Annotated in this window: 11 protein-coding genes, 1 tRNA gene and 1 pseudogene; 9 read left to right on the top strand and 4 right to left on the bottom strand. The window is 55.3% G+C overall.

Translation table 11 applies throughout. The features are described from left to right. The first annotated feature begins 584 nt into the window (after positions 1 to 584). The 4 genes and pseudogenes from K7R23_RS09815 to K7R23_RS09830 all read left to right on the top strand — a co-directional run bounded on the left by K7R23_RS09815 (position 585) and on the right by K7R23_RS09830 (position 4,713). Complete coding sequence (locus tag K7R23_RS09815) at positions 585 to 878, top strand: hypothetical protein (RefSeq protein WP_012907417.1); 294 nt, start codon at positions 585 to 587, stop codon at positions 876 to 878. Between the two features lie 85 nt (positions 879 to 963). Next, positions 964 to 1,875: an ArdC family protein gene (locus K7R23_RS09820; RefSeq protein WP_012907416.1), complete on the top strand. Its 912-nt coding sequence runs from the start codon at positions 964 to 966 to the stop codon at positions 1,873 to 1,875. A gap of 303 nt (positions 1,876 to 2,178) precedes the next feature. After that, positions 2,179 to 3,798: a MobH family relaxase gene (gene mobH / locus K7R23_RS09825; protein ID WP_012907415.1), complete on the top strand. Its 1,620-nt coding sequence runs from the start codon at positions 2,179 to 2,181 to the stop codon at positions 3,796 to 3,798. Beyond that, a pseudogene (locus K7R23_RS09830) lies at positions 3,788 to 4,713 on the top strand (tyrosine-type recombinase/integrase). Before mobH ends, K7R23_RS09830 begins: the two are co-directional and overlap by 11 nt. Before the next feature lie 149 nt (positions 4,714 to 4,862). On the opposite strand, the gene K7R23_RS09835 reads toward K7R23_RS09830, so the two are convergent. Next, positions 4,863 to 4,947: transfer RNA gene (locus K7R23_RS09835), tRNA-Leu, on the bottom strand. A gap of 201 nt (positions 4,948 to 5,148) precedes the next feature. Here K7R23_RS09835 and ahr point away from each other — a divergent pair. Together ahr and K7R23_RS09845 are read left to right on the top strand one after the other, a co-directional pair. Next, the gene (gene ahr / locus K7R23_RS09840; protein ID WP_012907414.1) at positions 5,149 to 6,168 is read left to right on the top strand and encodes an NADPH-dependent aldehyde reductase Ahr; all 1,020 of its coding nucleotides are present in this window, start codon (positions 5,149 to 5,151) and stop codon (positions 6,166 to 6,168) included. A gap of 135 nt (positions 6,169 to 6,303) precedes the next feature. After that, positions 6,304 to 7,806 carry a helicase HerA-like C-terminal domain-containing protein gene (locus K7R23_RS09845; protein WP_012907413.1) on the top strand — a complete coding sequence of 501 codons (1,503 nt, stop codon included), beginning with the start codon at positions 6,304 to 6,306 and terminating at the stop codon, positions 7,804 to 7,806. Between the two features lie 112 nt (positions 7,807 to 7,918). On the opposite strand, the gene lptG is transcribed toward K7R23_RS09845, so the two are convergent. From lptG to ytgA, 3 genes are all read right to left on the bottom strand, one after another. After that, on the bottom strand, positions 7,919 to 9,001 hold the full coding sequence (gene lptG / locus K7R23_RS09850) for an LPS export ABC transporter permease LptG (RefSeq protein WP_012907412.1): 1,083 nt from the start codon (positions 8,999 to 9,001) through the stop codon (positions 7,919 to 7,921). Continuing rightward, positions 9,001 to 10,101 (bottom strand): LPS export ABC transporter permease LptF, encoded by a 1,101-nt coding sequence (gene lptF, locus K7R23_RS09855; protein ID WP_012907411.1) that lies wholly within the window; start codon positions 10,099 to 10,101, stop codon positions 9,001 to 9,003. The genes lptG and lptF overlap by 1 nt, the downstream gene beginning before the upstream one ends. Before the next feature lie 62 nt (positions 10,102 to 10,163). After that, positions 10,164 to 10,214, bottom strand: a complete 51-nt coding sequence (gene ytgA, locus K7R23_RS09860) for a protein YtgA (protein WP_211180521.1) — start codon at positions 10,212 to 10,214, stop codon at positions 10,164 to 10,166. 153 nt (positions 10,215 to 10,367) lie between these two features. Here ytgA and pepA point away from each other — a divergent pair, with 153 nt between their 5' ends. The 3 genes from pepA to K7R23_RS09875 all read left to right on the top strand — a co-directional run bounded on the left by pepA (position 10,368) and on the right by K7R23_RS09875 (position 15,298). Further along, positions 10,368 to 11,879, top strand: a complete 1,512-nt coding sequence (gene pepA, locus K7R23_RS09865) for a leucyl aminopeptidase (protein ID WP_012907410.1) — start codon at positions 10,368 to 10,370, stop codon at positions 11,877 to 11,879. A gap of 120 nt (positions 11,880 to 11,999) precedes the next feature. After that, a complete protein-coding gene (gene holC, locus K7R23_RS09870; RefSeq protein WP_012907409.1) occupies positions 12,000 to 12,443 on the top strand; it encodes a DNA polymerase III subunit chi in 444 nt (147 codons plus the stop codon). Continuing rightward, positions 12,443 to 15,298: a valine--tRNA ligase gene (locus K7R23_RS09875; RefSeq protein WP_012907408.1), complete on the top strand. Its 2,856-nt coding sequence runs from the start codon at positions 12,443 to 12,445 to the stop codon at positions 15,296 to 15,298. Before holC ends, K7R23_RS09875 begins: the two co-directional genes overlap by 1 nt. Positions 15,299 to 15,335: the final 37 nt, after the last annotated feature.

Raw genomic sequence — 15,335 nt, forward strand, 5'->3', positions numbered from 1 at the left:
TTATTGAAGTAAGGCATCGTTCATGATAAATGAGCAATATTGTGCGTTAAAAACATGAAAATATCAATAAATCCAGTTAATCGGATGTTATTGAACCATTTTGTTGAAAATTACACCATCATGACTTTATTTCAATAATTAGCAGTTTCATCAATTAATTTTGCGGAATACTGTAACTATAATACAATGTGTTTCAGTTCCATTTATTTTAGTATCTTAATATTAAGATGCCAATGGTTAAAATAAAAGTGAAAAGTTAAATTCAATACTACAAACACCTATTATTACAATTAATAGAAAATTCCAAGATGCTATTATTTACCAATAAAAAATATAACACTCCTATAATCACACTAATTTATTATTTTGCTTCGTGACTATTTAAAATATAAAGGTAGCCTTAATGTTGTTTTCAGCAACCAGAACCATCAGGTTGCCACCTTCCCGGTGAGGCTCGCCTTTTCGTCCGCTCCGTATCATCCTCGCGGACAGCGCTTAGCGCCTGATACATCCTCTACCCCACCATGCAGGGAATCCCTCCCTGCCGGGCGGTGTTTCTCTGCTTTCATCACTGGAGAAATACTATGCCAACTTCATCCATCACTGAAGCAACTTCCTTATCATTGTCTATCTCATCTGAGGCCTGGGAAAAGGTAGTCAGTTTTCCATCCGATCCCTCTCAGGAAGACTACCGTCTCGAAAACCTGATTGTCGCCACCATGCTGACATTCAAAAGCGCAGGCCCGGACCGTAAGAGCATTAATTTCGGTCTGTACTGTTTGCCCTCTGACGGCAGCAGCAATGTACCGCTGATGACGCCGCTGCGCTTAACGCTTGAAGATAATCACCTGTTGGTTACTGCCCTTCATACCTGCTGATTGCCTCAGCATCCTTCACTCCCCGTGCCGGGCGACTCCCGACCGGGAGCGCTGTACCCGGCTTCTTTATCATGAGGTTACGCTTATGAACAGAAGCAACGATCTTTACCAGAAAGTCACCGATGAAATCATCGCCGCGCTGGAGAAAGGCGTGATCCCTTGGGTCCGCCCGTGGCGGGAAGGGGAACCGGTGGTGCCGATGAATGCCCTGTCCGGGCGGTTTTATCACGGCATCAATATCCCTCTGCTCTGGAACAGCGCAGAACGACAGGGATATGAAAGCGATCGCTGGCTGACCTTCACACAAATTCGCAATGCGGGTGGTAACATCCGCAAAGGCGAAAAATCTACACTGGCCGTGTTCTATCTGCCCCAGCAGCGCGAGGTAGTGGACAGCAACGGGAACACAGTTCTTGATGCTGACGGCAATCCTAAAGTGACGTCTTATGCCGTGGTACGCGAGTTCCGGCTGTTCAATATTCAGCAATGTGAAGGACTGCCGGAAGAGTTTTTACAGCCTGTCGTGATGGTCGATGATCCCATCGCTGCTGCCGAGCAGGTTGCCCGTCAAAGCGCGGTAGTGATCACTCACCGACGTCAGAACCGGGCGTATTACTCACCAGGACGCGACTGCATCATCATGCCGCATCCTGAGCAGTTCGCTTCGCGTGAGGATTACTACGGCACACTACTGCATGAACTGACGCACGCGACCGGACACGCTTCTCGGCTGAGTCGGGACGGTATTACCGCCGGAAACCATACCTTTGGCGATCCGGCGTACAGTTTTGAGGAACTCGTCGCCGAAATGGGATCTGCATTTCTCTGCACCCATGTCGGCATTCAGGCGAAGCTACAGCATGACAGCTACATCGCATCATGGCTGAAGGTGTTGCAGCAGGACAAAAAAGCGATTTTCCGCGCCAGCGGATTAGCGCGTAATGCCTGCGAGTACCTGCCTGAACGGGCGCAGCAGCCGTTAGCGCTGAGCGCATGACCTTGATATCAACGGCGGAGCATCCTGCTCTGCCGTTTTTCTCCACTCCAATAAATTTGCGCAACCCAATAAACAATTTCCCCCCGAATCTGACGGCACCAAAAGGCAAAATCCAAAGGGTTAAGGGGAAGAGAGTGAAGGGGGAACGGGCTTACCCGAAAAAGGGTCTTCCCTTCGTCTTTCGAGTTGCAGGTGCGTTGGCTTTCCTCGCTCACCCCAGTCACTTACTTATGTAAGCTCCTGGGGATTCACTGCGTCGCCGCCTTCCTGCACCTCAAAATCCATTGGGAATAAAGGGCCATTATGCGGATATGGCTGACGCGCAAAAAAACAAAGACCATACCATCCGACGGCAAACCGAGCACCACGGAGGGATGGCTGCATCCTGAATCCGCGCAAACACTACTGGCTGAAACTCCCCGTCAACAGCTGGTCCAGTTTATTCGCCAAAGCACCGCGCTTCCCGCCTCACTATTTGAACGCTTCTGGCTGATACCAATCCACCGCTTCGCAGAACTGGCGCAGTTGTTCCCAGCCTCGGAAAACCACCACCATTCCCACGCAGGTGGCCTGCTCGATCACAGTCTCGAAGCCGCCTGCTATGCCGCACGGCTGCGGCAGAGTTATCTTTTCCCGCCTAATGCAGCGCCAGAAGATCAGGCGGCGCAGTCCGAACGCTGGACCACCGTTATCATCTACGCCGCGTTGCTGCACGATCTGGGCAAACTCATCACCGACATCGAAGTGGAAGATATTAGTGGTCAACGCTGGTTTCCTTGGCATGGCCCTCTAACCCAGCCTTATAGGTTTCGCTATCTGCCGCAACGTGATTATCTGCGCCATCCGGCTGCGGCAGCTCTTCTGCTCACCCAACTACTCCCACCGGAAGGCCTTGACTGGCTCGCCGCCGATGCCGCTGCATTATCCACTCTGCTGCACTGTCTGAACGGACAGTATCAGTATGCCGGGCTGGCGGGTGAACTGGTGCAGAAAGCCGACCGGGCGTCGGTGGCGTTTAATCTCGGCGGCGATCCGGTCAAGGCTATCCACCGCCCACAAACCTCGCTACCGCAGCAAATCATCGCCGCCCTACGCAACTTGCTGGCGCATGAGTTCCGACTCAACAACCCGAATGGCGGTTCTGACGGCTGGCTGACGGAAGAGGCGCTGTGGCTGGTCAGCAAGAACGCTGCCGATGCCGTGCGTGGCTGGTTGCTGCGCCAAGGTATTGACGCCGTACCGCAGCATAACGTGCGGCTGTTCGATGAGATACAGGCACACCAGTTGCTCATTCCCTGTGAGGATAAAGCCATCTGGCATTGCCGGATTGAGGCCAGCGGCGGCTGGAGCAGTGAACTCACGCTGCTACACTTTTCCCCTTTGCTAATTTGGGAAGAACCACAACAGCGACCCGCAACCTTCGGTGGAACCGTTACGCCGATAGCGGAAGTCCAGAATGCGACAGAAACAGTGATTGCAACGGATATCACTGTGGAACAACCATCCCCCCTACCCGAACAGGACGATACCCCACTTTCAGGCAAAGCCTTCTGGCAGTGGCTGGTTCGTAATGTTCAGGCTCAACATCTGGAAGTCAATGAACCTAACGCCCGAATCCATACCGTCGCTGGGTCGGTGTTTCTAGTGACGCCCGGTATTTTCAAACTCTGGCTTAGCGCCTGCGGTCAGAATGTCCCTGAAGAATACTGGCGGGAGGTACAGAAGAAGTTCCAGAACCTGAATCTTCACCGAAAACAAAAAAACGGTCTCAACATCTGGCACTGCGCCGTTGTCGGCCCACGCCGTTGTTCACGTCTGAAGGGATATCTGCTTGACGATCCCACGCCGCTTTTTGGAGATGACGTTCCCTTTAATAACCCTGATCTCTTGCTCAGTGAAGGAGAAGACTCCCATGACTTTTGAAGAGCTCTTGGAAGAGTATTTTTTTGCCCGTCTGCTGCGCCCTGATACCCAGAGTTGCTATCGCACGGCGGTAAATCAGTTTACCCACTGGCGCGACGTCCTACCCGCCGAAGTGACGTCGCATATGGTGTTGGAGTGGCGTCATTACCTGTTAAATGTGCGCTGTATCAAGCCGGTGAGCTGGAACCACTATATGCGCCATATGCGGGCCTTGTACAACTTCGCGATTGAACAAGGGCTGCTGGAGCAGTTTATCAATCCATTTCAGAAAACATCGCTGCGGGAATCTCGTAAGAAAAAGAAAACCCTGACCCGCGAACAAATCCTCGCATCCCGTAAAGTGCTAAACCAATATATCGAACGGGAGAAAATGCAGCGTGGCTATCGTTCGCCTTTATATCCGGCATGGTTTTGGCTGACCGTGGTTGAAACTTTCAATTACACCGCTATCCGGCTGAATCAGCTTATTCACCTGCGGGTCAGGGATATCGATCTGGTCCATGACACGCTGTTTATTCAGAGCGAAGGCAGCAAAAGCCATGATGAACATATCGTTCCCATCGCCTCCCGGCTGCGGCCCTGGCTGGAACATCTGCTTGAAGAAGCGAAAACAAGGGGAATGCGGACTGACGATCAGTTGTTCAACATCAATCGTTTCAGTCGGCGGACGCTGCGCCAGGGTAAACCAATGACGGAAAATCAGGTCAGTTATTTCTTTGCCAAACTCAGCGATGCCTGCCACAGCCGTTTTTCATCACATCGCTACCGTCATACCGTTGCCACAGAATAATGCAGAAACCGGAGCAAAATCTGTATGTCACGCAGAAACTACTCGGCCACCGCGATATTAAGGTGACGCTTAGCTATATTGAACACAATGTCGAAATGCTCAGAAGTTGCGTGGAGAGAGATTGACAAAACAGGGAGTGAGTGAAAAGATCCGGCCCGAGGCTTTATAAACAAAAAAAGCCGGAGATGCGGCCATTTTGTAGTTGCCGTCAACGTCCCGCTTCATTGTACAACGTACTGATTGTTGTAGATTTTCCGATTACCATCATCGTTTTTGGTGCCGAAGGCCGGACTCGAACCGGCACGTATTTCTACGGTTGATTTTGAATCAACTGCGTCTACCGATTTCGCCACTTCGGCACTGAAGAGGTATGCGGAAAACGTTGTGGATTATACCTGTAGCGCGCAACCATGCAAGCAGTAGCATATGCCTTGTTCGCTAAGTGTCGAAAAAAACAGCATGCTTTTCTGTCTCTCACCTTTTATCCCCTGCTTCTGTGAAGCGATGCCTTTTTCCATGCTCTACACTTCCAGTTCAACAGCACGCTAAGGGAAAACACAATGTCGATGATAAAAAGCTATGCCGCAAAAGAAGCGGGCAGCGAACTTGAGCTTTTTGAATATGATGCCGGTGAACTTAAGCCGGAAGATGTCGAAGTTGAGGTTAATTATTGCGGTATCTGCCACTCTGATCTGTCAATGATCGATAACGAATGGGGCATGTCCAGCTATCCGCTGGTTGCCGGTCATGAGGTGATTGGCCGCGTGGCGGCACTCGGCAGCGCGGCGCAGGACAAAGGGCTGAAGGTGGGTCAGCGCGTCGGCATTGGCTGGACGGCGCGCAGCTGCGGGTATTGTGATGCCTGCATCAGCGGCAATCAGATCAATTGCCTGGAAGGCGCTGTCCCCACTATCCTCAACCGCGGCGGCTTTGCCGAGAAGCTGCGCGCCGACTGGCAGTGGGTGATCCCGCTGCCCGAAAGTATCGATATTGAATCTGCCGGGCCGCTGCTGTGCGGCGGCATCACGGTGTTTAAACCGCTATTGATGCACCATATTACCGCCACCAGTCGCGTCGGCGTAATAGGGATTGGCGGGCTTGGGCATATCGCCATCAAGCTGCTGCATGCAATGGGCTGCGAAGTGACTGCGTTCAGCTCTAATCCGGCGAAAGAGCAAGAAGTGCTGGCGATGGGCGCAGATAAAATGGTGAACAGCCGCGATCCTGAGGCATTAAAAGCGCTGGCGGGTGAGTTCGACCTTATCATCAACACCGTCAATGTCGATCTCGACTGGCAGCCCTACTTCGAAGCGCTGGCTTACGGCGGTAATTTCCATACCGTCGGCGCGGTGCTGAAACCGCTGCCGGTCCCTGCCTTTACTCTGATCACAGGCGACCGCAGTATCTCTGGTTCGGCAACCGGTACGCCGTTTGAACTGCGTAAACTGATGAAATTTGCCGGACGCAGCAAAGTCTCGCCGACGACTGAAATGTTCCCGATGTCGCAGATCAACGAGGCTATCCGGCACGTGCGCGACGGTAAAGCCCGCTACCGCGTGGTGCTGAAGGCCGATTTCTGATTAGCCTTGCCGGGCGGCGCTCGCTGCCCGGTACTTAATTTCACTTTGGAATCCTTCTCGCAAACTGCTGAATAAAGCGGTGAAGAGTGCGTCACGGTTGCCTATACTCGACGCAGGATAAACGGAGGAAATCTCATGAGCGCACCCTTGCTAATTGCCCGCACGCCGGATACTGAACTGTTTTTACTGCCAGGCATGGCGAATCGTCATGGGTTAATCACCGGCGCGACGGGAACCGGCAAAACCGTTACCCTGCAAAAGCTGGCCGAGTCTCTGTCGGAGATCGGCGTTCCGGTGTTTATGGCGGATGTGAAAGGCGATTTAACCGGCGTTGCGCAGGAGGGGCAGGCCTCAGAGAAACTGCTCGCCCGGCTGCAGAATATCGGCGTGACCGACTGGCAGCCGCATAATAACCCGGTGGTGCTGTGGGATATCTTCGGTGAAAAGGGGCATCCGGTGCGCGCCACGGTCTCTGACCTCGGCCCGCTGCTGCTGGCGCGCCTGCTGAGCCTGAACGAAGTGCAGTCCGGCGTCCTCAATATCATCTTCCGCATCGCCGACGATCAAGGACTGCTGCTGCTCGACTTTAAAGACCTGCGGGCAATCACGCAGTATATCGGCGATAACGCCAAATCCTTCCAGAATCAGTACGGCAACATCAGCAGCGCCTCGGTCGGGGCAATCCAGCGCGGATTGCTCACTCTTGAACAACAGGGCGCCACGCACTTCTTTGGCGAACCGATGCTCGACATTCACGACTGGATGCGCACCGACGCCAGCGGCAAAGGGATAATTAATATCCTCAGCGCTGAGAAGCTCTACCAGATGCCGAAACTCTACGCCGCCAGCCTGCTGTGGATGCTCTCTGAGCTTTATGAGCAGTTGCCGGAAGCGGGCGACCTGGAAAAACCGAAGCTGGTCTTCTTCTTCGACGAGGCGCACCTGCTGTTCAACGACGCGCCGCAGGTGCTGCTGGATAAAATCGAACAGGTAATCCGTCTTATCCGCTCGAAAGGCGTCGGCGTCTGGTTCGTGTCGCAAAACCCGGCGGATATCCCGGACAACGTGCTGGGACAGCTGGGCAACCGCGTCCAGCACGCCCTGCGCGCCTTTACCCCGAAAGATCAAAAAGCGGTGAAAACCGCTGCGCAAACCATGCGCGCTAATCCGGCGTTCGACACGGAGAAAGCGATTCAGGAACTGGGCACCGGCGAAGCGTTAATCTCTTTTCTGGATGCCAAAGGCAGCCCGTCGGTGGTGGAACGGGCAATGGTGATTGCACCCTGCTCGCGCATGGGGCCGGTAACGGACGACGAACGCAACGGGTTAATCAACCACTCTCCGGTATACGGCAAGTATGAAGAGAATCTGGACCGCGAGTCGGCATTCGAAATACTGCAAAAAAGCGTTCAGGCGACAACGGAACAACAAAACGCGCCAGCAGCGAAAGGCAAAGAGACGGCGGTTGACGACGGCATACTTGGCGGGCTGAAGGATATCCTGTTTGGCACGACCGGGCCACGCGGCGGCAAGCGCGACGGCGTGGTACAGAGCGTGGCGAAAAGCGCGGCGCGGCAGGTCACCAATCAAATTATTCGCGGAATGTTAGGTAGTCTACTGGGCGGCAGAAAGCGTTAACAAAAGGGAGGCGGTATTTTGCCGGATGGCGGCGTAAACGCCTTATCCGGCCTACCGATACCTCTCAACCGGAGGTACGGTAAGCCGGGCAACAACAAGGTTAAAGCCAGTATTACGATTTACGCATCATCAGCCACAGGCTGATGAAAAAGAACGAGGCGCTCGGCAGCAGCGCGCCGATAACCGGCGGAATGCCATACACCAGCGTCAGCGGGCCGAAGATCTGATCCAGCACGTAGAAAACGAAGCCAAAGCTGATGCCGGTCACCACCCGCACGCCCATTGGCACGCTACGCAATGGGCCGAAGATAAATGACAGCGCCATCAGCATCATCACCGCCACCGACAGCGGCTGGAAGATTTTGCTCCACATATTGAGCTGATAACGTCCGGCGTCCTGGCCGCTCGACTTCAGGTACTTAACGTAGTTATGCAGGCCGCTGATGGAAAGCGCATCCGGATCCAGCGCCACCACGCCCAGTTTGTCCGGCGTGAGGTTAGTTTTCCAGGTGCCGCTGACCGTCTGGGAACCGGTGATCTGCTTCGGATCCTGAAGGCTGGACTCATCCACCTGCGATAAACGCCAGACCTTCTGCTCCGGGTCGAATTTCGCGGAAGCCGCATAGCGTACAGACTGCAGACGACGCTGATCGTTAAAGGCGTAAATACTGATGCCGCCTAACTCTTCGTCGCCTTTTACCCGTTCGATGTAAACAAAGCTGTTGCCATCTTTCGCCCATAGCCCCTGCTGGGTGGAGAGCAGCGAACCGCCGTACATCGCCTGCGCGCGATAGTTGCGCGCCATTTGTTCACCCTGCGGCGCAACCCACTCGCCGATAGCCATCGTCAACAGCACCAGCGGGATCGCGGTTTTCATCACCGAAAGCGCCACCTGCATCCGGGTAAAGCCGGATGCCTGCATCACCACCAGTTCACTGCGCTGGGCCAGCATCCCGAGCCCCAGCAGCGCGCCAAGCAGCGCCGCCATCGGGAAGAAAATCTGCACGTCTTTCGGCACGCTGAGCAGGGTATACATCCCGGCGCCGAGCGCGTCGTAGTTCCCCTGCCCGGCTTTTTTAAGCTGATCGACGAACTTGATAATGCCGGAGAGCGACACCAGCATGAACAGCGTCATCATGATGGTGGTAAAAATCGTTTTACCGATATAGCGGTCAAGTACACCAAATGGCTGCATCACACCGCTCCTTTACGTGAAAAACGGGCGCGCAGTCGGCGCACCGGCACTGTATCCCACAGGTTCAGGCCAATCGCTAACGCCAGGTACAGCAGGTTGACCAGCCACATCCAGATCACCGGATCCAGCTTGCCTTTGCCGCCGTTAGATTTTAGCGAGGTCTGGATCAGGAAGAACATCAGATAGAGCAGCATCGCGGGCAGCATCGACAGAACACGCCCCTGACGCGGGTTGACCACGCTCAGCGGCACCACCATCAGCGCCATCATAAATACGGTGAAGATCAACGTAATACGCCAGTGAAGCTCCGCGCGGGCGCGATCGGTATCGGTGGTCCACAGCGTGCGCATATCCATCTGATCGGTATCATTCGGATCCAGCGCCACCGCCTGGTGGCCGATAATCGCCTGATAGTTCTGGAAGTCGGTAATGCGAAAATCGCGCAGCAGCGCGGTTCCTTCAAAACGGGTGCCTTTGTTCAGCGTGACCACCTGCGAACCGTCGCGCAGTTGGGTTAAATGCCCGGAATCAGCCACCACCACGGAAGGACGAGCGTTGCCTTTCGGGCGGATCTGCGCAAGGAAGACATCTTTAAAGTCGCTGCCGTCAACGCTTTCAATAAACAGCACCGAGCTGCCGTTGGACGCCTGCTGAAACTGCCCCTGCGCCAGCGCCGCCATGCCGGGGTTGGCCTTGGCTTCCGCCAGCACTTCATCCTGATGTTTAGAAGACCACGGACCTGCCCACATGACGTTGACCGCCGCGATAATCCCGGTGAACAGCGCCAGTATCATGGCGGCTTTAATCAGCACCGCCTTGCTCAGACCGCAGGCGTGCATCACCGTAATTTCACTTTCGGTATACAGTTTGCCCAGCGTCATCAAAAGCCCCAGGAACAGGCTGAGCGGCAGGATGAGCTGCGCCATTTCAGGTACGCCAAGCCCCAGAAGCGAGAGCACCAGATTTGCCGGAATATCACCGTCAACCGCCGCGCCGAGGATCCTCACCAGCTTCTGACAGAAAAAGATCAGAAGCAGGATAAAGAGGATCGCCAGTTGGCTCTTGAGCGTCTCCCGCACCAGATATCTTATGATTATCACTTTAAATACGCCCGTAAAAACTCGTCTTTTGCAGGAATTTAGCTTGTTTCATGGCTTAAACGTCATTTATTCTCTTGAGTCGTCGAAATCGTCGCTAAAATTATTATACTCAGCGGATTCGCCGCTCAGAACGCGTTCTGACGTGCCAATGCCGTAATAACGTTAAGATTAACACGAAGTCACCGCAACAGCGGACATGAGTTACGAAAGCTTGCAATTCTAACCGCAGGTGCCGCCGTTGTCTTTAAGATTCAGGAGCGTAGTGCATGGAGTTTAGTGTAAAAAGCGGTAGCCCGGAGAAACAGCGGAGTGCCTGCATCGTCGTGGGCGTCTTTGAACCACGCCGCCTTTCTCCGATTGCAGAACAGCTCGATAAAATCAGCGACGGGTACATCAGTGCCCTGCTGCGCCGTGGCGAACTGGAAGGAAAACCGGGACAAACCTTATTGCTGCACCATGTTCCCAACGTTCTCTCCGAGCGTATTCTCCTTATTGGCTGCGGCAAAGAGCGCGAGCTGGATGAACGTCAGTATAAGCAGGTTATTCAGAAAACGATAAATACTCTTAATGATACCGGCTCGATGGAAGCCGTCTGCTTTCTGACCGAACTGCACGTTAAAGGCCGCAATAACTACTGGAAAGTGCGCCAGGCCGTGGAAACGGCGAAAGAAACCCTTTACAGCTTCGATCAGCTGAAGACCACCAAAAGCGAGCCGCGTCGCCCGCTGCGTAAAATGGTCTTCAACGTGCCGACCCGCCGCGAACTGACCAGCGGCGAACGCGCCATCCAGCACGGTCTGGCGATTGCCGCCGGAATCAAAGCGGCGAAAGATCTGGGCAACATGCCGCCAAACATCTGTAACGCCGCCTACCTCGCTTCACAGGCGCGCCAGTTGGCCGACAGCTACAGTAAAAACGTGATTACCCGGGTGATTGGCGAACAGCAGATGCGCGAGCTGGGGATGTGTTCCTATCTCGCGGTGGGCCACGGTTCGCAAAACGAATCGCTGATGTCGGTCATCGAGTACAAAGGCAACCCGGATGAAGACGCTCGCCCCATCGTGCTGGTTGGCAAAGGCTTAACCTTTGACTCTGGCGGCATCTCCATCAAGCCAGCCGAAGGCATGGACGAAATGAAGTACGACATGTGCGGCGCGGCGGCGGTCTACGGGGTGATGCGCATGGTCGCGGAACTGCAGCTGCCGCTGAACGTCATCGGCGTACTGGCAGGGTGTGAAAACATGCCGGGCGGACGCGCTTACCGTCCGGGCGACGTGCTGACCACCATGTCCGGCCAGACCGTGGAAGTGCTGAACACCGACGCGGAAGGCCGTCTGGTGCTCTGCGACGTGCTGACCTACGTGGAGCGTTTCGAACCGGAAGCGGTTATTGACGTCGCGACCCTGACCGGCGCCTGCGTCATTGCGCTGGGCCATCATATTACCGGCCTGATGTCGAACCATAATCCGCTGGCGCATGAGCTTATCGGCGCGTCTGAACAGGCCGGAGATCGCGCGTGGCGTCTGCCGCTGGGCGATGAGTTCCAGGAGCAACTGGAGTCCAATTTTGCCGATATGGCGAACATTGGCGGACGTCCAGGCGGGGCGATTACCGCAGGCTGTTTCCTGTCGCGCTTTACCCGTAAATACAACTGGGCGCACCTGGACATCGCCGGTACGGCCTGGCGCTCCGGAAAAGCCAAAGGCGCAACCGGGCGGCCGGTGGCGCTGCTGTCACAGTTCCTGCTCAATCGCGCCGGGCTTAACGGCGACGAATAAAGTTAAATGCCGGGCGGCGGCTTCGCCTTACCCGGCCTGTAAATGGCATTTAACCCCAGGCCGGATAAGCGTAGCGCCATCCGGCTTCGCATTTAAATCCACCACAAGAAGCCCCATATCATGAGAAACGCAACGTTCTACCTTCTGGACAATGACAACACCGCAGATGGCCTGAGCGCCGTCGAGCAACTGGTGTGTGAAATTGCCGCAGAACGTTGGCGCAGCGGCAAGCGCGTACTGATCGCCTGCGAAAATGAACAGCAGGCGCTGCGCCTTGACGAAGCGCTGTGGGCCAGGCCTGCGGAAAGCTTCGTGCCGCACAATCTGGCCGGGGAAGGCCCGCGCGGCGGCGCGCCGGTCGAAATCGCCTGGCCGGAAAAACGCAACAGCAGCCCGCGCGATTTGCTGATTAGCCTGCGCGTCGGCTTTGCAGATTTTGCCACCGCTTTCACAGAAGTGATAGACTTCGTTCCTTACGAAGATTCTCTGAAACAATCGGCGCGCGAACGCTATAAAGCCTACCGCGTGGCTGGTTTTAACCTGAATACGGCAACCTGGAAATAATGGAAAAGACATATAACCCGCAAGATATCGAACAGCCGCTTTACGAGCACTGGGAAAAGCAGGGCTATTTCAAACCCAATGGCGATGAAAGCCTGGAGAGTTTCTGCATCATGATCCCGCCGCCGAACGTCACCGGCAGTTTGCATATGGGTCATGCTTTCCAGCAAACCATCATGGACACCATGATCCGCTATCAGCGTATGCAGGGCAAAAATACCCTGTGGCAGGTCGGCACCGACCACGCCGGTATCGCGACCCAGATGGTGGTTGAGCGTAAAATTGCCGCTGAAGAAGGTAAAACCCGTCACGACTATGGTCGCGATGCCTTTATCGACAAAATCTGGCAGTGGAAAGCGGAATCCGGCGGCACCATTACCCGCCAGATGCGCCGTCTCGGCAACTCCGTTGACTGGGAGCGCGAGCGCTTCACGATGGACGAAGGTCTTTCCAATGCCGTGAAAGAAGTCTTTGTTCGCCTGTATAAAGAAGACCTGATTTACCGCGGCAAGCGCCTGGTCAACTGGGACCCGAAACTGCGCACCGCGATCTCCGATCTTGAAGTGGAAAACCGCGAGTCAAAAGGCTCCATGTGGCATATCCGCTATCCGCTGGCCGACGGCGCGAAAACCGCCGACGGTAAAGATTATCTGGTCGTTGCCACCACCCGTCCGGAAACCCTGCTGGGCGACACCGGCGTGGCCGTGAATCCGGAAGATCCGCGTTATAAGGATCTGATTGGCAAGTTCGTGGTGCTGCCGCTGGTTAACCGCCGCATTCCGATTGTCGGCGACGAACACGCCGATATGGAAAAAGGCACCGGCTGCGTGAAGATCACGCCGGCGCACGACTTTAACGACTACGGAGTCGGTCGTCGTCACCAGTTGCCGATGATCAACATCCTGACCTTTGATGGCGATATCCGCGAAAGCGCGGAAGTCTACGACACCAAAGGCAACGAGTCCGACGTTTACTCAAACGAAATCCCGGCCGAGTTCCGCAAGCTGGAGCGTTTTGCCGCGCGTAAAGCCGTCGTCGCGGCGATTGACGCGCTGGGCCTGCTGGAAGAAATCAAACCGCACGACCTGACCGTACCCTACGGCGACCGCGGCGGCGTGGTGATCGAACCAATGCTGACCGACCAGTGGTATGTGCGTGCCGACGTGCTGGCGAAACCAGCAGTAGAAGCAGTGGAAAACGGCGATATCCAGTTCGTGCCGAAGCAGTACGAAAACATGTACTTCTCATGGATGCGCGACATTCAGGACTGGTGTATCTCCCGCCAGCTGTGGTGGGGGCACCGCATCCCGGCATGGTACGACGAGCAGGGCAACGTCTACGTTGGCCGCAGTGAAGAGGAAGTGCGTCAGGAAAACAATCTCGGCGCTGAGGTTGCGCTGCGTCAGGACGACGACGTGCTGGATACCTGGTTTTCCTCCGCGCTGTGGACCTTCTCGACCCTCGGCTGGCCGGAAAACACCGACGCCCTGCGTCAGTTCCACCCGACCAGCGTTATGGTTTCCGGCTTCGACATTATCTTCTTCTGGATTGCCCGCATGATCATGATGACCATGCACTTCATCAAAGATGAAAACGGCAAGCCGCAGGTGCCGTTCAAAACGGTCTATATGACCGGCCTGATTCGCGACGACGAAGGCCAGAAGATGTCCAAATCCAAGGGTAACGTGATTGACCCGCTGGATATGGTAGACGGCATCACCCTGCCGGAACTGCTGGAGAAACGTACCGGCAACATGATGCAGCCGCAGCTGGCAGAGAAGATTGCCAAACGTACCGAGAAACAGTTCCCGGACGGCATTGAGCCGCACGGCACCGACGCTCTGCGCTTCACCCTGGCGGCGCTGGCCTCGACCGGTCGCGATATCAACTGGGATATGAAGCGTCTGGAAGGTTACCGTAACTTCTGCAACAAGCTGTGGAACGCCAGCCGTTTCGTGCTGATGAACACCGAAGATCAGGATTGCGGCTTCAACGGCGGCGAAATGACGCTGTCGCTGGCGGATCGTTGGATCCTCGCGGAGTTCAACCAGACCATCAAGGCCTACCGTGAAGCGCTGGACAGCTTCCGCTTTGATATCGCCGCGGGCATCCTGTACGAATTCACCTGGAACCAGTTCTGCGACTGGTATCTGGAGCTGACCAAGCCGGTAATGAACGGTGGAACGGACGCGGAACTGCGCGGCACCCGCCATACGCTGGTGACCGTACTGGAAGGCCTGCTGCGCCTGGCGCATCCGATCATTCCGTTCATTACGGAAACCATCTGGCAGCGCGTGAAGGTGATTTGCGGCATCAGCGCGGACACCATTATGCTGCAGCCGTTCCCGGCTTACGACGCCGCCCTGGTTGACGAAGCGGCGCTGGCCGATACCGAGTGGCTGAAACAGGCGATCGTAGCCGTGCGTAATATCCGCGCGGAAATGAACATCGCCCCGGGCAAACCGCTGGCGCTGCTGCTGCGTGGAGCGAGCTCCGACGCGGTTCGCCGGGTCAACGACAACCGCAGCTTCCTGCAAACGCTGGCGCGCCTGGAGAGCATCACCGTGCTGCCTGCCGATGACAAAGGTCCGGTATCCGTGACCAAAATTATCGACGGCGCTGAACTGCTGATCCCAATGGCGGGCCTGATCGACAAAGAAGCCGAGCTGGCGCGTCTGGCGAAAGAAGTGGCGAAGGTCGAAGCGGAAATTGGCCGTATTGAAGGCAAGCTGGCGAACGAAGGCTTTGTGGCGCGCGCGCCGGAAGCGGTGATCGCCAAAGAGCGTGAGAAGCTGGAAGGTTACGCGGAAGCGAAAGCGAAGCTGATTGAACAGCAGGCAGTAATCAGCGCGCTGTAAGCAGGCTGAACGGCAATAAAAAAGGCCAGAGTAAGCT

Source organism: Citrobacter rodentium NBRC 105723 = DSM 16636 (assembly GCF_021278985.1).
Taxonomy (GTDB): domain Bacteria; phylum Pseudomonadota; class Gammaproteobacteria; order Enterobacterales; family Enterobacteriaceae; genus Citrobacter_A; species Citrobacter_A rodentium.